A 17,380-nucleotide genomic window follows, 5' to 3' on the forward strand; every position below is an offset into this window, starting at 1 on the left:
GGCCCACCCTCGTCCCGCGGCCCGGCTCGGCGCACCGTCGGCTCAGCGCACCATCGGCTCGGGGTCTTCCGCGCGCTCCGGCGCGGTGCGGCTGAGGAACAGCGCGAACACCGGCGGCTGGGTCTGCAGCAGCTCCAGGCGTCCGCCGTCGGCCTCCGCGAGGTCGCGCGCGACCGCCAGGCCGATACCGGTGGAGTTCCGGCCACTGATGGCCCGCTCGAAGATCCGGTTGCCGAGGTCCGGCGGGACGCCGGGGCCCTCGTCCGTGACCTCCAGCACCGCCTGGTTGCCGGTCACCCGGGTACGCAGGGCGACCGTGCCGCCGCCGTGCATGAGCGCGTTCTCCACGAGGGTGGCCAGCACCTGCGAGACCGCGCCGGGGGTGCCCACGGCCCGCATGCCCGTCTTCCCCGAGCGCACGATGGCCCGCCCGGCGCTGCGGTAGGCCGGCCGCCACTCCTCGACCTGTTGTTTGACGACCTCGTCCAGGTCGAACGGGACCGCCGAGCCGGTCCGCGGGTCCCGCGAGTTCGTCAGCAGCCGCTCGACCACGTCCGTGAGCCGCTCCACCTGGGTGAGGGCGATCGTCGCCTCGTCCCGCACGGTCTCCAGGTCGTCGGTGACCGTGATCTCCTCCAGCCGCATCGACAGGGCCGTCAGCGGCGTCCTCAACTGGTGCGAGGCGTCCGCGGCGAGCCGCCGCTCCGCCGTCAGCATCCGTGCGATCCGCTCCGCGCTGGAGTCCAGCACGTCCGCGACCCGGTCGAGCTCGGGAACCCCGTACCGCTTGTGGCGGGGCCGCGGATCCCCGGACCCCAGCCGTTCCGCCGTCTCCGCGAGGTCGGTGAGCGGGGAGGCCAGCCGGTTGGCCTGGCGTACGGCGAGCAGTACGGCCGCCACGACCGCCAGCAGCGCCACCGCGCCGACCACGGCCAGGGTGCGGCCGACCTCCCGGGTGACCGTCGAGCGGGTGGCCTCGACGACCACTTCCTCGCCCTGCTCGCCGTGGGCGGTGCCCCGGATGACGCTCTCGTCGATGGGATCGCCGACCTCGACGGGCGCCTGCCCCGGGACGGTGATGCGGGCGTACTTGCCGACGTCCAGTTGCTCGGCGAGCGCCGCGGGGTTGATCGGCTTGTTCTCCAGGACGTTCGACTCGACGATGCCCACCAGGCGCAGCGCCTCGGACCCGATGCGGTCCTGGGCGCTGCTGGTGATGGTCCGGGTCTCGACGATGACCAGGGAGACCCCGAACACGGCGATCACGACGAGCACCACGGCGAGCGTGGAGTTGATCAGGCGGCGGCGCATGACTCAGTAAGTACTAGCTCTTCTCGAAGCGGAAGCCGACGCCCCGGACGGTGGCGATGTAACGGGGGTTGGCCGCGTCGTCGCCGAGCTTCTTGCGCAGCCAGGAGATGTGCATGTCGAGGGTCTTGGTGGAGGACCACCAGGTGGTGTCCCACACCTCGCGCATCAACTGGTCGCGGGTGACGACCCGACCGGCGTCCCGGACGAGGACGCGCAGGAGGTCGAACTCCTTCGCGGTGAGCTGGAGCTCCTCCTCGCCCATCCAGGCGCGGTGCGACTCGACGTCGATCCGCACGCCGTGGGTGGCGGGCGGCTGGGAGGCCTCCGTGGCGCCGCGGCGCAGCAGGGCCCGTACCCGGGCCAGCAGTTCGGCGAGCCGGAACGGCTTGGTCACGTAGTCGTCGGCGCCGGCGTCCAGGCCGACGACCGTGTCGACCTCGTCGGCGCGGGCGGTGAGCACGAGGATCGGGAACCCGTGTCCCTCGGCCCGCAGCCGCCGGGCCACTTCCAGGCCGTCCATTCCGGGGAGCCCGAGGTCCAGGACGACGAGGTCGACGCCGCCCTGCAGTCCCGCGTCCAGGGCGGTGGGGCCGTCCTCCCGGACCTCGACCTCGTAGCCCTCCCGGCGCAGGGCGCGGGCCAGGGGTTCCGAGATGGATGCGTCGTCCTCGGCGAGCAGTACACGCGTCATGTGGGTGATGGTAGTCCGCACGGGGTCAAAGGAGTGGCACGCCGATAGAGCCCTCTCTATCTGGGTATACGAGGGACTTACGGCCTTCGAATATGGCCGAACGGTTCCCTACAAACCTGTGATCCATCTCTCAAGTCCTTCCATATCCCTCAGTGTCGTGTCGTATGGTGGCGAGACGCCTGATGCACTACCCAGGGGACCTTTGTGCCGAATTGCGGCCAAGGGTCTTCGATTCTGTTCCGGGCGGATCGGCGGTCTCGCACACGTTCGTGTGACGGACCGTCCTGTCCGCCCCGGATGACCGTGAATGACCTGTGGGCCGGGCCCTGTGCGCGAACGTGCGCGAAGGGCGTGGATCCCGGTGACCGATGTTCCTTCGCCCCCCACCCCGTGGGGCGAGACCCCCGGGCGTGGGGTGGGACTTCCGTCGCCGGTGCCGGCCACCCCCCACCGGGCGTCATCCGGCCCAAAAGGCCGGCGTCCCGAGCAAGCAAGGATCGACCATGGCTTCCAGCCTGACGACGGCTTCTCCGAGCCCCGCTCACGAGAAGACCCTCTTCGGCCACCCGATCGGCCTGGCCACGCTGTTCATGACCGAGATGTGGGAGCGGTTCTCCTACTACGGCATGCGTGCGCTTCTCGTCCTGTACCTGGTCTCCGGCGGCACGGACGCCGCGACGGGCAGCCAGGGCGGCGGGCTCGGTTTCACAGCGGCGACGGCCACGGCGATCTACTCCGTGTACGTGGCCATGGTCTACCTGATGGCCATGCCCGGCGGCTGGTTCGGCGACCGCGTCTGGGGCGCCCGCAAGACCGTCACCATCGCCGGCGTCGTGATCATGACCGGTCACGTGGCGCTGGCGCTGCCCGGCCAGATCGCGTTCTTCGTCGGTCTGCTGCTGGTCGCGATCGGCTCCGGCCTGCTCAAGGCCAACATTTCCACGATGGTCGGCCACCTGTACAAGGGTGCGGACAGCGCACGCCGCGACAGCGGCTTCACGATCTTCTACATCGGCATCAACATGGGCGCGCTCCTCGCCCCGGTCGGCATCGGCATGGTCGGCGAGCTGGTCAACTGGCACCTCGGCTTCATGCTCGCCGCCGTGGGCATGGGCCTCGGCCTGCTGGTGTTCCTGCTGGCCGGCCGCACTCTCAACCCGCAGAGCAACATCGCCCCGAACCCGCTGACGGTCGATGAGCGCAACAGCGTCATCCGCAAGACCATCTTCGGCCTGGTGGCCATCGCCCTGTTCTACGGCGCCGTGGTCGCACTGGACATGTTCACCATCAAGTGGGCGCTGTACCCGATCACGATCGCCGGTCTGATCATCCCGGTCGCTGTCCTCGCGCGGATCAAGCGGGACAAGGACCTGAGCTCCACGGAGCAGACCAGGATGAGCGCCTTCATCTGGTTCTTCGTGGCCGCCGCCGTATTCTGGATGATCTACGACCAGGGTGGCTCGACCCTCTCGCTCTTCGGCAACAACAACTCTGAGCGCGATCTGTTCGGCTGGGAGATGCCGAACGTCCTGTTCCAGTCGCTCAACCCGCTGTTCGTGGTGCTCTTGGCCCCGCTGTTCGCCTGGATGTGGCTGGCCCTGGCCCGCCGGAACCGCGAGCCCAGCACCATCGTGAAGTTCTCGATCGCCCTGATCATCGTCGGCGCCTCGTTCTTCGTCTTCTGCGTGCCGCTGAGCCAGACCGCGGGCACCGAAACCAAGGTCACCATGTGGTGGCTGGTGCTCATCTTCCTGATGCACACCGTCGCCGAGCTGTGCCTGTCCCCGGTCGGCCTGTCGGTCACCACCAAGATGGCCCCGCAGAAGTACGGCTCGCAGATGATGGGTGTCTGGTTCCTGGCCGTTACCGCCGGTGACTGCATCACGGGTCTGCTCGGCCTGGCTGAGGTGAAGCTGAACGGCGTTGGTGTGGTCGCCTTCCAGGCGGCCGCCGCCGTGCTCGCCGGTGTCGCGATCTACATGTACCGCAAGAAGGTCAACGCGCTGATGGGCGACGTGAACTGACGCGTCCCGCCCCGCACGTGGAACGGCCCGGCACACCGCGAGGTGTGCCGGGCCGTTCGCTTTCCCGCTGCTACCGGGTGCCGCGCAGGCGGCGCCACGGGGTGAAGGTGAAGACCGCCCCGCCGAGCAGGATCACCGTGCCGGCGACCAGGGCCAGGGCCTTGATGCCGCCGTCGTCCTGCGCGCCGGTCTCGGCGAGGCCGCCCGAACCCGAGGGCGTGCCCGCGCTCGTGCTGCCGGTGGAGGACGGTGAGCCGGAGCCGCCGGCCTGGGCGGTGGTGTCCAGTTCCAGCGAGACGGCGCTGCTGGTGGCCTTGCAGGGCACGTTGATGGGCGTGGAGCCCGGTGCCATGGTGACGTCGATCGTCAGTTGGTCGGGGGTCAACGTCACCTTCCCGGTCTTGCCGGGCTTGTAGGTGCCGGTCATGTCGCTGAGGCTGACGGGGGCCTTGTCGGGGATCGGCTCGGCGTTGGCCGGGCCGGAGACCTTGACCGTGCCGGTGTCGGCGCCGCCGAGCTTGACGTTCATCGAGGGCTTGAGGGCGCCGGCGGGCAGGGCCATGGGCGCGGCCATCGCGCCCTTGGCGGTCTTGACCGTCAGGTCGTAGGCGCCGCCGTTCTTCTTGGCGTTGACGGTGACCGGGGTCTTGATGCCGCCGGGGACGACCGGGCCGCAGTCGAAGGCGACCTCGACGGCCTTGCCCGGGAAGTCGGTCTGACCGCCGCCGCCACCCGTGGTGGAGCCGGTGGTGGCCCCGCCGGTCGTGGCACCTCCCGTCGTCGCCCCGCCGGTCGTGGCCCCGCCGGTCGTGGCACCTCCCGTCGTGGCACCTCCCGTCGTCGCGCCGCCGGTGGTCGCGCCGCCGGTGGTCGCGCCTCCCGTCGTCCCGCCCGTGGAGCCGGCGGAGACGTCGATGGTGGTCCCGCCCGTCACGGTGCCCACGGGGGCGCACTTGGTGACGAAGGTTCCGAAGGGGAAGGAGACGGCGACCTCGTACCGGCCGGGCGTCAGGGTGATCTTCCCCGCCTTGGTGAGCTTGAGCTTGCCCTTCATGGTCGACATGACCATCGGGGCCTTCTTCGGGATCTCCGGGTTCTTCTTCTCCCCGACGACCTTCAGCTCGGCCCCGCCGCCGCTCACCGTGAACCAGCCGGTGGGCACCACGGAGTCCTTGGGGATCACCATCAGGTCCGTGTTGTTGGAGGCGGGCTTGACCGTCTCCCACGACACGTCGACCTCGTCGCCGACCTTGGCCGTCGCGGGCGCGCTGATCTTGGCGGTGGTCTCTCCCTCCACCGGGGCGCCGCCGCCGGCGGGCGGTACGCACTTCACCTTGAACGTGGCGTCGGCCGCCTGGGCGGGGGCGACCGCCGCCAGGATGCCCGCGCCGCCGAACAGCAGCACGACAGCCGCCGCGCTCACCCTCCGTTGGGTCTTCACGAATGTCCCTTCGTTGTCGGACGGTTCTCAGACGGTGCGGACGCCTGTGGGGCAGGTGGGCCTGGTGGTGCTTCGGGTCCCGGCGCGCTGTCCGGGGTGAACCACGGCAGGACCGCCGTGGTCGTCTGGGGGGAGGCCGCCGGGGTGTCGGCGGCGGGCGGCGCGGGCGGGGATCCGCGTACGGCCGGGATCCGTGGCAGTCGGGCCGTCACCGCCGACGCCGACGCCTCCAGGGCCTTGGCGCCCCGGTGGTGACCGCCGGTCGGGGTCCCGCGCGGTCGGACCCGGTCGACGACGGCCATGCCGACGCGGAAGACGGCGGCGGGCACGACCAGCAGGAGCAGGCCCCAGAACAGCAGGATCCCGTACGGGCGGTCCACGCCCCACGGCTGCGTGGCCAGGACCTTGTCCCCGTACTTGAGGGAGACGGTGTAGTCGCCGTGGGCTCCCGCCGACAGGGTGGTGTCCAGGCGGATCTCCGCCTTGCCGCCGGGCGGGACGGTGCCCTTCCACCGGGCCTCCTCCCACAGCGGGGCGAACACCCCGTGGGCGGTCCCGAGTTGGAAGACCGGGTCGGTGACGGGGGCGGAGCCCAGGTTTCCGACGATGACGGTGAACTTCCGGGTGGGCGGGGCGCCGAACCAGGTCAGGACCCCGTCGTCGCCCTCCAGTCTGACCCCCGTCAGCACCGCGAGACGGGCCGTACCGGAGTCGGTGGGCAGTTCGGCCACCGGATGGTCGGTGATCTTCAGCGGTGCGGCGACGGTGGACTGGTCCCCGTTGACGGACGTCACGTTCACCACGCAGGGGCAGGGCTTGGGCGGTTCCACGACGGGGAGTTGGGCGGTGAACCGCCCGTCGTCGGCGACCGCGACGGCGACGCCGTCGGCGTTCGCGCAACTGTTGGTGCCGCCGATCATGTTCTGCCCGCAGACCAACAGCATCACCATGGTCTTGGCCCGCCAGCCGGCGCCGGTGACCGTGATCCCGGTGCCCTTGGCGACCTCCTGGAGGGAGAGCGCCACCGTCGACTTGGCCTCCGCGGCCGCGACCGGGGTCGCCGGGAACAGGGCCAGGGACACCAGGGCCAGGACCGAGACCACGAGGGCCGACACCGCCGACCACCCCGAGGCGACGGGGGTCCCGCCCGTCCCGCCGACCTTGGCGCTCACCTGGGTGCTCACCTGGGTGCTCCCGTCAACTCGTGTTCCTTCGAAGTCGGTTGCCCCTGTCCCGGTACGGGCCCGGCCGGCTCCGGCGGTTCCTCACGGGGCGTCCGTCGCGTGCGTACGAGGAGCAGCGCGGCGGTGGTGGTCGCGCCGAGGGCGAGCAGCCCGAGGCCCGTCCAGCCGGCGAGACCCCAGGGCACGAACCATTCGGAGGCACCGGCCGTGGCCCGTGCGCCGCCCGGGGCGGTGACGGTGAGGTTCAGTCGGACCTGGTCGAACACCGGTGCGCCGGGCCAGGGTTCGGTGAGTTCGACGCGCCGGCCGGGCAGCAGTTCCACCGGCAGGGGGTGGGCGGCGCGCCCCGGGACCTCGCCGAAGCGGCCGTGCGCGTGGAGGGCGAGTTCGGGGGCGAGGGTCACGTTGCCCCGGTTGACGAGGGTGTAGGTGACGCGTGTCGCCGCGCCCTTGCCGCGTACGGAGACGTTCTCGACGGTGAGGGCGGCCAGGGTGGGCCCGCCGACGCGCAGGTGGATGCGTACGCCGACCTCGTGGCCGGCCTCGGTGGCGACGATGGCGGCGGGGTGGTCGCCGGGCGGGGTCGCGGGTGGCACGGAGACGGTGAAGGGGACCACGGCGCGGGTGCGGGCCGGGATCCTCACGGTCGCGCTCGCGCCGAAGCTGAGCCAGGAACCGGCGTCGGTGGACCGGCGGGCGGGGCGTACCGCGAGGGCCCCGTCGGCGGTGTTGTAGGCGTCGGCGCCGCGCAGGGTGAGGGTGCGTTCCCGGTCGGTGGTGTTGGTCAGGGCGAGGCGGTCCTCCAGCACGCTGCCGGAGGTGCCGGCGAGGTAGAAGTACGGGCGTACGGCGCCGGCGGACCGTCCGGCGGCGGGTTCGGCGGTCCAGCCGGGCTCGGCGGCGACGGCGGCGGGCGCGCCGAGGAGCAGCGCGGCCCCGGCGAGCAGCGCCGGGCCGAGGCGCCGGAGCGTGGGATCGAGGCGCCGGACGACCGGGCCGAGGCGCCGGGGGGTGGGGGGTGCGGGCATGGGCGGGGCCGCTCCGTTCAGGACCGGGCCTGCCGGCCGCGCCGGGTCAGCCAGAGCACGCCGGCGGCGCCGGAGAGCAGCACGGTGGCTCCGAGGGTGCCGAGCGCGAGGGCGGAGTCGGCGGGACCGGTCTGCGGGAGGCTGTCGCCGCCCGCCGCCGTGGACGCGGGGGGTGGTGGGGCCGCGGCGCCGCCGGGGGCGGTGACGTCCAGTTCGAGGGAGGGCTTGGGGCTGTTGCCGGGGGTGCAGGTGGTGGTGGTGCCCATGGCCTTGATGGTGAGCACGCCGGCGGTGAAGGTGACCTTGCCGCTCTTCTTGGGGGTGTAGGTGCCCGAGAGGTCGGTGATCTTGATGGGGGTGTCGGCGGGCACGGCCTCGGGGTTGGGTGGGCCGGAGACGGGGACGGAGCCCTTGTCGGCGCCGCCGACGAGGATGACGGCGCTCGGGCTCATCGCGCCCTTGCCGAGCTCGATGGGGCTGGAGGAGACGCCCTTCTGGAAGGACATCGTCAGCTTGTACCCGTCGCCGGCCTTGACCGCCTTGATGTCGATGGGCGAGACGGCCGACTTGTCCCCGATGGGTGTGGCGCAGTTGTAGGCGACGTCGACCACGTCGGCGTGGGCCGAGGGGGCGAGCGTCAGGACGGCCGCCGATCCGGCCAGCGCGGAGGCCAGCGCGAGCGCGGTGGTGCGTTTGCGGTGGGACACCTTCGTCTTCCCCTCGAACCGTGAACCGTGGATGTCCGACAAGTTACTGACGGCACATCAGATTGGTGGCTCAAGGTACGCCGGGGGCCTTACGGAGGGAAGACACGGGACGGGCCCGGATCGGCGGCCGGTCGGCGGGGGTTCGACGGCGCGTCGGACGCACCTGTTTCGGCCGGCTCGGCCCGGTCCGGGCCCGTGGGTGCTCGTGCGCGCCCGTGCTCGGGTTCAGACGGCGCGGACCCCTCGCTGCCAGACCTCGGCGACCAGCGGGACGCCGGGCCGGTACGCGAGGTGGACGTGGCTGGGGGCGTCCAGCAGGACCAGGTCGGCGCGGGCTCCGGGGGCGAGCGTGCCGATGTCGGTGCGGCGCAGGGCGCGGGCGCCGCCGGCGGTGGCGGACCAGAGCGCCTCGTCGGGGGTCATCCGCATGTCCCGGACGGCGAGCGCGATGCAGAACGGCATCGAACTCGTGTAGGAGGAGCCGGGGTTGCAGTCCGTGGACAGGGCCACGGTCACGCCCGCGTCCAGCAGGCGACGGGCGTCGGGCCACTGGGCGCGGGTGGAGAACTCGGCGCCGGGCAGCAGGGTGGCGACGGTGGTGGCCGAGGCCTGGGCGAGGGCGTCGACGTCGGCGTCCGTGAGGTGGGTGCAGTGGTCGGCGGAGGCCGCCTCCAGCTCGACGGCGAGTTGCACGCCGGGACCGTGGGAGAGCTGGTTGGCGTGGATGCGCGGGATCAGCCCGGCGGCCGCGCCGGCGGTGAGGATCGCGCGGGCCTGGTCGCCGTCGAAGGCGCCCTTCTCGCAGAACACGTCCACCCAGCGGGCGTGCGGGGCGCAGGCCGTCAGCATCTCGCCGGTGACCAGGTCCACGTAGCCGGCGGGGTCGTCGGCGTAGTCGGGGGACACGATGTGCGCGCCGAGGTAGGTGACCTCCTCGGTGTGCGCGGCGGCGATGCGCAGGGCGCGGGCCTCGTCGGCGACGGTGAGGCCGTAGCCGGACTTGGTCTCGAAGGTGGTGGTGCCCTGGCGGCGGGCCTCGTCGAGGTGGCGCAGCAGGTTGGCTTCGAGAGCGGCGTCCGTGGCGGCGCGGGTCGCGGCGACGGTGGTGCGGATGCCTCCCGCGGAGTAGGCGCGCCCGGACATCCGGGCGTTGAACTCGGCGGTGCGGTCGCCCGCGAACACCAGGTGGGAGTGGGAGTCCACGAAGCCGGGGATGACGGCCCGACCCTCGGCGTCGACGTCCCGGTCGGCGGCGGGCGCCCGGTCGGAGGGGCCGACCCAGGCGACGCGCTCGTCCTCGATGACGACGGCCGCGTTCTCGATCAGGCCGAGAGGGCTGCCGTCGCCGAGGGCGGGGTCGTTGGTGACGAGGCTGCCGATGTTGGTGATGACGGTGGTGGTCATGATTCCTCTCGGGGTTGGCCGGGCTCCGCCCCGGATCCTTCGGCCGGTCAGCCTCGGACGGCTGCGATCGACTCGGAAAGGGCGGCCGCCACGTCCCCGACCAGGGTGTGCGCCCCGTCGCGGACGATGTGCCGGCCGCCCACCACGGTGTGGCGGACGTCGGCGGCGGACGCGGCGAACACGGCGGTCTCGGCGGCCAGGCGGGGCAGCGGACCGGCGGTGCGCACGGAGTCCAGGGCGATCGTGGTGAAGTCCGCGAGGGCGCCCGTCTCCAGCCGGCCCGCGTCGGGCAGGCCCAGGGCGGCGTGCCCGTCCTCGGTGGCGGCGGAGAGCAGGGCGTGGGCCGTCCAGTGGCCGCGGGTGCGGCTGCGCAGCCGCTCGTTCAGCTCCATCGCGCGGGCCTCTTCGAGGAGGTCGATCACGGCGTGGCTGTCGCTGCCGAGGGAGAGCGGGCTGCCCGCGTGCTGGAGGCGGGTCGCGGGGCCGATGCCGTCGGCGAGGTCGCGTTCGGTGGTGGGGCACATGCAGGTGCCGGTGGAGGTTCCGCCGAGCAGGGCGATGTCGGTGTCGGTGAGGTGCGTGTTGTGGACGCCGGTGGTGCGGGGCCCGAGCACGCCGTGGTCGGAGAGGAGTTGGGTGGGGGTGCGGCCGTGGGCGGCCTGGCAGGCGTCGTTCTCGGCGGTCTGCTCCGAGAGGTGGACGTGCAGGGGTGCCCTCCGTTCCTGGGCCCATTGGGCGACGGTGGCCAGTTGGTCGGCGGGCACCGCGCGCACCGAGTGGATCGCGGCGCCGATCAGGGCGTGCGCGCGGGGCTTGAGGGCGGTGACCCGTCCGGCCCAGGCGTCGGCGGTGCCGTCGGAGAACCGCCGCTGGTGCGGTTCGGGTGCCTTGCCGAAGCCCGAGGAGAGGTAGGCGGTGTCGAGGAGGGTGATGCGGATGCCGGCCGCGGCGGCGGCCTCGATCAGCGCCTCGCCCATGGCGTTGGGGTCGGCGTAGGGGGCGCCGCCGGGCGCGTGGTGGACGTAGTGGAACTCGCCGACGTTGGTGACGCCGGCGAGGGCCATCTCCGCGTACACCGCGCGGGCCAGCGCGAAGTAGCTGTCGGGGGTGAGGTTCTGGGCGAACTTGTACATGAAGTCGCGCCAGGTCCAGAAGGTGCCGCTGCCGACCTGGACCGTGCCCCGCAGGGCGCGGTGGAAGGCGTGGGAGTGCGCGTTGGCCAGGCCCGGGACGGTGAGGCCGCGCAGCACCTCCGCGCCGGGGGGCGGGGCCGGGGTGTCGGTGCGCAGGGCGGCGATGCGCCCGTCGGCGTCCACGTCCAGCGCGACGCCCGGCTCGACGTGGGTGCCGAGCCAGGCGTGTTCCAGCCAGTACGTCTTGTGTGCGGTCACCTGCACGCGAGTCCTTCCAGTACGTCGGCGAGGGCCAGGACTCCGGCCACGCAGTCGTCCTCGGCGGCGAACTCCTTCGGGGAGTGGGAGACGCCGGTCGGGTTCCGTACGAACAGCATCGCGGTCGGGACGGCGGCGGAGAGGATTCCCGCGTCGTGTCCCGCGCCGGTGCCGAGGACGGGCAGGGATCCGCCGAGGATCCGGTTCAGTTCGTCGCGCAGGGCGTGTTCGAACTCGACGACCGGGGTGAAGGACTCCCGGACGATGTCGAGGTCGATGCCGTCCTGGTCGGCGCGTTCGCGGGCGGCCTTCTCGATGGCCGTGACGACCGTGTCGAGGGTGGCCTGGTCGGCGGCGCGCGAGTCGAGCCAGCCGCGGACCAGCGAGGGGATGGCGTTGACCCCGTTGGGTTCGACGGCGATCTTCCCGAAGGTGGCGACGGCTCCGGCGAGGGCGGCCTCGGTGCGGGCGGCCAGCACGGTCGCCGCGTACGTGAGCATGGGGTCGCGGCGGTCGACGAGGCGGGTGGTGCCCGCGTGGTTGGCCTCGCCGTGGAAGTCGAAGCGCCAGCGGCCGTGCGGCCAGATCGCGGAGGCGATGCCGACCCGGTCCCCGGACAGGTCCAGGGCCCGGCCCTGTTCGACGTGGAGTTCGACGAAGGCGCCGATGCGGGCGAGGCGCTCGGGGTCGGCGCCGATCGTCTCGGGGTCGTACCCGGCGGCCTCCATGGCGCGGGGCAGGGTGATCCCGTCCGCGTCGCGGAGCTCGTACGCCTTCTCCTTGGTCAGCTGCCCGGCCGCGAGGCGGGAGCCGACGCAGGCGAGGCCGAAGCGGGCCCCTTCCTCGTCACCGAAGTTGGTGATGGCCAGGGGCCTGGAGAGCTCCGCTCCCCTCCCGCGGAGTTCGTCCAGGGCCGCGAAGGAGGACACCACGCCGAGGGGGCCGTCGAAGGCCCCGCCGTCGGGGACGGAGTCCAGGTGCGAGCCGGTGACGACGGCGTCGCCCGCGAGGGGGTCGCCGAGCCAGGCCCACTGGTTGCCGTTGCGGTCCGTCTCGTAGGTGAGACCGCGGGCCTCGGCCTGGGCCTGGAACCAGGTGCGGCAGTCGGCGTCGGCGCCGGTCCAGGCGTGCCGGCGGTAGCCGCCGGAGTCGGCGTGCCGGCCGATGGGGGCGAGCTCGTCCCACATGGAGTGGAACGAGGTCGCCCCGGCGGGGTGGTCGCTCACGCGTCGTCGCCCTCGCGCATGGGGACGCGGACGCCGCGGTCGTCGGCCACCGACTCGGCGATGTCGTAGCCCGCGTCGACGTGGCGGATGACGCCCATGCCCGGGTCGTTGGTCAGGACGCGGCGGATCTTCTCGCCGGCGAGCTTCGTGCCGTCCGCGACGGTGACCTGGCCGGCGTGGATGGAGCGGCCCATGCCGACGCCGCCGCCGTGGTGGATGGAGACCCAGGAGGCGCCGGAGGCGACGTTGACCATGGCGTTGAGCAGCGGCCAGTCCGCGATGGCGTCGGAGCCGTCGAGCATGGCCTCGGTCTCGCGGTACGGGGAGGCCACCGAGCCGCAGTCCAGGTGGTCGCGGCCGATGACCAGCGGGGCGGCCAGGGTGCCGTCGGCGACCATCTCGTTGAAGCGCTCGCCGGCCTTGTCGCGCTCGCCGTAGCCGAGCCAGCAGATGCGGGCGGGCAGGCCCTGGAAGTGGACGCGTTCGCCGGCCATCTTGATCCAGCGGTGCAGGGACTCGTTCTCGGGGAAGAGGTCGAGCATCGCCTTGTCGGTCTTGTGGATGTCCGAGGCCTCGCCGGACAGGGCGGCCCAGCGGAAGGGGCCCTTGCCCTCGCAGAACAGCGGGCGGATGTAGGCGGGGACGAAGCCGGGGAAGGCGAAGGCGCGGTCGTAGCCGGCGAGCTGGGCCTCGCCGCGGATGGAGTTGCCGTAGTCGAAGACCTCGGCGCCGGCGTCCATGAAGCCGACCATGGCCTCGACGTGCGTGGCCATGGACTCGCGGGCGCGGGTGGTGAAGCCCGCCGGGTCCTTGGCCGCGTAGTCCGCCATGTCGTCGAAGTCGACGCCGACGGGGAGGTAGGCGAGCGGGTCGTGGGCGGAGGTCTGGTCCGTCACGATGTCGATCGGGGCGCCTTCGGCGAGCATCTGCGGCAGCAGGTCGGCCGCGTTGCCGAGCAGACCGATGGAGAGCGGCTTGCGGGCGTCACGGGCCTCGACGGCCAGCTGGAGCGCGTGGCGCAGGTTGTCGGCCTTGACGTCGAGGTAGCGGTGCTCGATGCGGCGGTCGATGGCGCGCGGGTCGACGTCGATGCAGATCGCGACGCCGTCGTTCATGGTGACGGCCAGCGGCTGGGCGCCGCCCATGCCGCCGAGGCCGGCGGTGAGGGTGATGGTGCCGGCGAGCGTGCCGTTGAACTTCTTCGCGGCGACGGCGGCGAATGTCTCGTAGGTGCCCTGGAGGATGCCCTGGGTGCCGATGTAGATCCAGGAACCGGCGGTCATCTGGCCGTACATGGTGAGGCCGAGGTGCTCCAGGCGGCGGAACTCCTCCCAGTTGGCCCAGTCGCCGACCAGGTTGGAGTTGGCGAGCAGGACGCGCGGCGCCCACTCGTGGGTCTGCATCACGCCGACCGGGCGGCCGGACTGGACGAGCATCGTCTCGTCCTGCTTCAGGGTCCGCAGGGTGCGGACCATGGCGTCGTACGAGCGCCAGTCGCGCGCGGCCTTGCCGGTGCCGCCGTAGACGACGAGCTTGTCGGGGTGCTCGGCGACCTCGGGGTCGAGGTTGTTCTGGAGCATCCGCAGCGCGGCCTCCTGCTGCCATCCCAGGGTGCTGAGTTCGGTGCCTCGCGCGGCCCGTACGGGGCGGGGTCCTGACATGGCGGGTGCCTCCTCCGGTGTGGGTCAATCCATTCACATCCTGACCTCCTGAATAGATTCAGTCAACAGCTGCGGCCGGCCCCGCCGGATGATGGGATGGCGGACATGGCCGCCGACACACACGCGCAGAGCGCCGCCACCCGCCGGGACCGGGCCGTACGGGCCGCCGCGCGGCAGGGCCTCCTGGACACGGAACCGCTGGTCTGCCTGCTGGACACCGCCGGGATCCGCGCGTCGGCCGGCGCGCTGACCCGCGCGTTCGCCGACGCCCTGCCGGCCGGCGCCCCCGTCCTGCACGCCTTCGCGGTGAAGGCCTGCCCCCTGGTCCCGGTGCTGCGGCTGCTCTCCTCGGTCGGCGTCGGCTGCGAGGTGGCCAGCGCCGGCGAGCTGGCGCTGGCCCGGGCGGCCGGGGTCGCGCCGGAGCACACCGTGCTGGACTCCCCCGCCAAGACCCCGGCGGAACTCCGCGAGGCCCTCGCCCTGGGCATCGCCGTCAACGCCGACAACGGGCAGGAGCTGCGCCGCATCGACGCCCTGGTCGCGGCGGCCCCCACCCGGTCCCCGATCGGCGTACGGATCAACCCGCAGACCGGCGCGGGCGCCATCGACGCCCTGTCCACGGCCACGGCCACCTCGAAGTTCGGCGTCCCGCTGCGCGACCCGGGCGCGCGCGAGTGGCTGCTGCGGGCGTACGCGGATCGGCCGTGGCTCACCCGGCTGCACACCCACTCGGGCTCCCAGGGCGTGCCCCTGCCGTTGATCGCGGAGGGGGTGCGGGAGCTGTACGCCCTGGCCGAGGAGATCAACGCGGCGGCCGGGCGGCGGCAGGTCGACACCCTCGACATCGGGGGCGGGCTGCCGGTGAACTTCTCCTCGGACGCCGAGACCCCGACGTACGCGCAGTACGTGGCGGCCCTGCGGGCCGCGGCGCCCGGCCTGTTCTCGGGCGCCTACGGCCTGGTCACGGAGTTCGGCCGCTCCCTGACCGCCAAGCACGGGCTGGTCCTGGCACGGGTCGAGTACACGAAGGCGACCGGCGGCCGGCCCATCGCCCTCACGCACGCCGGGGTCCAGGTCGCCACCCGCACGGTGTACGCCCCGGCGGCCTGGCCGCTGCGGATCCTCCCGTACGACGCCAAGGGCCTCCCGAAGACCGGGACCCCCGTCCCCCAGGACGTCGCGGGCCCGGCCTGCTTCGCGGGGGACCTGCTGGCCACGGCGCGGGAGCTGCCGGAACTGGCCCCGGGTGACCTGGTCGCCGTACCGGACACCGGCGCGTACTTCTTCACCGCCCACCACGGCTACAACAGCCTTCCCCGACCGGCGGTCCACGGCTTCACGGTGGACGCCGCCGGAGCGGTCCGCTTCGCTCCGGTCCGCCCGGCGCAGCCGCTGTCCGCGATCGTCGCCGAGGCGGGCGGCGCGAACCCGGACGCCCTCCTGTGAAACCGCGGGGGCCCCGGCGTCAGCCGGACTCGGCGAGCGTCGCGCGCACCGCCGGGGTCAGCCCGGCCACCACCGCGTCCGCGCTCAGCGTCACCACCCCCGGCAGCCGCAGCAGGTAGCGGGCCAACCCCAGCCCGAGCAGTTGGGCGGCGACCAGTCCGGCGACCCGCGCCGCCCGCTCCGGGCCCAGCGCGGCGGCCAGCGCCGGCGCGACCTGCCCGGCGAACGTCTCCCGCATCCGCTGCGCGGCCCGCTCGTTGGTGACGGCCGAGCGCAGCAGGACCAGGAGCGCGTCGTCGGACGGGTCCCCTTCCCAGCGCTCGACGAAGTGGCGCACCAGCGCCTGCGGCAGTTCCGACTCCGGTACGGCGCCCAGGTCCGGCAGCCGCAGGTCCACGGCCAGGGCCGCGTCGAACAGCTTCTCCTTGTTGCCGAAGTACCGCATGACCATCGAAGGGTCGATGTCGGCGTCGGCGGCGACGGCCCGGATCGTCGTGCGCTCGTACCCCTGTGCGGCGAACCGTTCGCGCGCCGCCCGCAGGATCGCCGCCCTGGTCTGCGCGCCCCTGCTCCCCACCTCGTGTGCTGCCATGTCAACGAATGTAGGCCAACGATCGTTGACATGCCACCGAAGCAGGCGCACCCTGAAGTCAACAGACGTTGGCCAACACCCGTTGGCATCCCGGAGGAGGCATCCCGTGACCCGTCCCGCACTCCCCGCCCGCACCGAGGTCGCCGTCGTCGGCGCCGGCCCCACCGGCCTCGCGCTCGCCGTCACCCTCGCCCGGGCCGGCATCGACTTCGTGCTCCTCGACCGGCAGGCCGAAGGGGCCAACACCTCCCGCGCGGCCGTCGTCCACGCCCGCACCCTGGAGGTCCTCGACGAACTGGACCCGTCCGGCGCGCTCTCCGCCGAACTGATCGGCCGCGGCATCCCCGTCACCCGGTTCCGGATCCGCGACGGCGCCCGCGTCCTGACCGCGATCCCCTTCGACGGGCTGCGGACCGCCCACCCGTACGCGCTGATGGTCCCCCAGTACGAGACCGAGGCGGTGCTGCTCGACCGGCTGCGCGCGCTGGGCGGCGAGGTCCACCGCCCGTACCAGGTCACCGCCCTCACCCAGGACGACCAGGGCGTCACCCTGACCACCGCGACCGGCGAGACCCTGCGCGCCGACCACGTCGTGGGCGCCGACGGCATGCACAGCGTCGTCCGCGAGGCGGCCGGGATCGGCTTCACCGGCAGCTCGTACGAGGAGTCCTTCGCCCTCGCCGACGTCACCATGGACTGGGCGCCGGGCCGACGGGAGGTCTCGCTGACCTTCGGCGCGGCCGGGCTGACCGTGGTCGCCCCGCTGCCGGGCGAGGACGGCCGGCGCTACCGGATCGTCGCCACCGCGGACAGGGCGCCGGCCGAACCGGACCTCGGCTTCGTCCAGGCGCTCCTGGACGAGCGCGCGCCGGGACAGGCCCGCGTCACCGGGGTCCTGTGGTCCTCCCGGTTCCGCGTCCACCACCGGGTCGCCGACCGCTACCGCGCCGGACGGATGCTGCTCGCCGGGGACGCCGCCCACGTGCACAGCCCGGCCGGCGGGCAGGGCATGAACACCGGCATCCAGGACGGCCACGCCCTCGGCCGGGCCCTGACCAACGGCCGCCTCGACGCGTACGAGGCGACGCGCCGCCCCGTCGCCCTGCGGGTGGTGGCCTTCACCGACCGGATGACCCGCGTCGCGACCACCCGCAACCCGGTCCTGCGCGCCGTGCGCAACACCGCGCTGCCCGTGCTGGGCCGCGTCCCGGTGCTGCGCGACCGTCTCGCCAACGAGCTCGCCGAGCTGGACTACCGCTGAGCGGCGGCCCCGC

General features: G+C 73.0%; 14 protein-coding genes. 3 read left to right on the forward strand and 11 right to left on the reverse strand.

Annotated features, from left to right (window positions below; translation table 11 throughout):
* Nucleotides 1–42: 42 nt before the first annotated feature.
* Together OHA84_RS15475 and OHA84_RS15480 are read right to left on the reverse strand one after the other, a co-directional pair.
* Nucleotides 43–1,311 carry an ATP-binding protein gene (locus OHA84_RS15475; protein WP_053681253.1) on the reverse strand — a complete coding sequence of 423 codons (1,269 nt, stop codon included), beginning with the start codon at nucleotides 1,309–1,311 and terminating at the stop codon, nucleotides 43–45.
* A 13-nt stretch (nucleotides 1,312–1,324) separates the two neighbouring features.
* Nucleotides 1,325–2,002, reverse strand: coding sequence for a response regulator transcription factor (locus OHA84_RS15480; RefSeq protein WP_053681251.1), 678 nt, complete (start codon nucleotides 2,000–2,002; stop codon nucleotides 1,325–1,327).
* Between the two features lie 503 nt (nucleotides 2,003–2,505).
* Between OHA84_RS15480 and OHA84_RS15485 the strand changes: the two genes are divergently transcribed.
* On the forward strand, nucleotides 2,506–4,026 hold the full coding sequence (locus OHA84_RS15485; RefSeq protein WP_266971204.1) for a peptide MFS transporter: 1,521 nt from the start codon (nucleotides 2,506–2,508) through the stop codon (nucleotides 4,024–4,026).
* Between the two features lie 70 nt (nucleotides 4,027–4,096).
* Here OHA84_RS15485 and OHA84_RS15490 read toward each other — a convergent pair whose 3' ends face one another.
* From OHA84_RS15490 to hutU, 8 genes are all read right to left on the reverse strand, one after another.
* The gene (locus tag OHA84_RS15490; protein WP_159041507.1) at nucleotides 4,097–5,467 is read right to left on the reverse strand and encodes a hypothetical protein; all 1,371 of its coding nucleotides are present in this window, start codon (nucleotides 5,465–5,467) and stop codon (nucleotides 4,097–4,099) included.
* Nucleotides 5,464–6,651, reverse strand: coding sequence for a hypothetical protein (locus OHA84_RS15495; protein WP_266971202.1), 1,188 nt, complete (start codon nucleotides 6,649–6,651; stop codon nucleotides 5,464–5,466). Before OHA84_RS15495 ends, OHA84_RS15490 begins: the two co-directional genes overlap by 4 nt.
* Nucleotides 6,648–7,679, reverse strand: coding sequence for a hypothetical protein (locus OHA84_RS15500; RefSeq protein WP_266971200.1), 1,032 nt, complete (start codon nucleotides 7,677–7,679; stop codon nucleotides 6,648–6,650). Before OHA84_RS15500 ends, OHA84_RS15495 begins: the two co-directional genes overlap by 4 nt.
* Nucleotides 7,680–7,696: 17 nt before the next feature.
* Nucleotides 7,697–8,386, reverse strand: a complete 690-nt coding sequence (locus tag OHA84_RS15505) for an LPXTG cell wall anchor domain-containing protein (protein WP_266950615.1) — start codon at nucleotides 8,384–8,386, stop codon at nucleotides 7,697–7,699.
* A gap of 225 nt (nucleotides 8,387–8,611) precedes the next feature.
* Nucleotides 8,612–9,790, reverse strand: coding sequence for an imidazolonepropionase (gene hutI / locus OHA84_RS15510; RefSeq protein ID WP_266971198.1), 1,179 nt, complete (start codon nucleotides 9,788–9,790; stop codon nucleotides 8,612–8,614).
* A 47-nt stretch (nucleotides 9,791–9,837) separates the two neighbouring features.
* Nucleotides 9,838–11,181 (reverse strand): formimidoylglutamate deiminase, encoded by a 1,344-nt coding sequence (locus OHA84_RS15515; protein ID WP_266971196.1) that lies wholly within the window; start codon nucleotides 11,179–11,181, stop codon nucleotides 9,838–9,840.
* Nucleotides 11,178–12,368, reverse strand: a complete 1,191-nt coding sequence (locus OHA84_RS15520) for an allantoate amidohydrolase (RefSeq protein ID WP_266974075.1) — start codon at nucleotides 12,366–12,368, stop codon at nucleotides 11,178–11,180. The genes OHA84_RS15515 and OHA84_RS15520 overlap by 4 nt, the downstream gene beginning before the upstream one ends.
* 35 nt (nucleotides 12,369–12,403) lie before the next feature.
* The gene (hutU, locus tag OHA84_RS15525; RefSeq protein ID WP_053681431.1) at nucleotides 12,404–14,068 is read right to left on the reverse strand and encodes a urocanate hydratase; all 1,665 of its coding nucleotides are present in this window, start codon (nucleotides 14,066–14,068) and stop codon (nucleotides 12,404–12,406) included.
* A gap of 105 nt (nucleotides 14,069–14,173) precedes the next feature.
* Between hutU and OHA84_RS15530 the strand changes: the two genes are divergently transcribed.
* Nucleotides 14,174–15,514 carry a diaminopimelate decarboxylase gene (locus tag OHA84_RS15530; RefSeq protein ID WP_266971194.1) on the forward strand — a complete coding sequence of 447 codons (1,341 nt, stop codon included), beginning with the start codon at nucleotides 14,174–14,176 and terminating at the stop codon, nucleotides 15,512–15,514.
* Nucleotides 15,515–15,533: 19 nt separating this feature from the next.
* On the opposite strand, the gene OHA84_RS15535 is transcribed toward OHA84_RS15530, so the two are convergent.
* Nucleotides 15,534–16,106: a TetR family transcriptional regulator gene (locus OHA84_RS15535; RefSeq protein ID WP_053681433.1), complete on the reverse strand. Its 573-nt coding sequence runs from the start codon at nucleotides 16,104–16,106 to the stop codon at nucleotides 15,534–15,536.
* A gap of 106 nt (nucleotides 16,107–16,212) precedes the next feature.
* On the opposite strand from OHA84_RS15535, the gene OHA84_RS15540 reads away from it, so the two are divergent.
* Nucleotides 16,213–17,367, forward strand: coding sequence for an NAD(P)/FAD-dependent oxidoreductase (locus OHA84_RS15540; protein ID WP_266971193.1), 1,155 nt, complete (start codon nucleotides 16,213–16,215; stop codon nucleotides 17,365–17,367).
* Nucleotides 17,368–17,380 lie beyond the last annotated feature (13 nt).

It is taken from the genome of Streptomyces sp. NBC_00513, assembly GCF_041431415.1.
GTDB lineage: Bacteria > Actinomycetota > Actinomycetes > Streptomycetales > Streptomycetaceae > Streptomyces.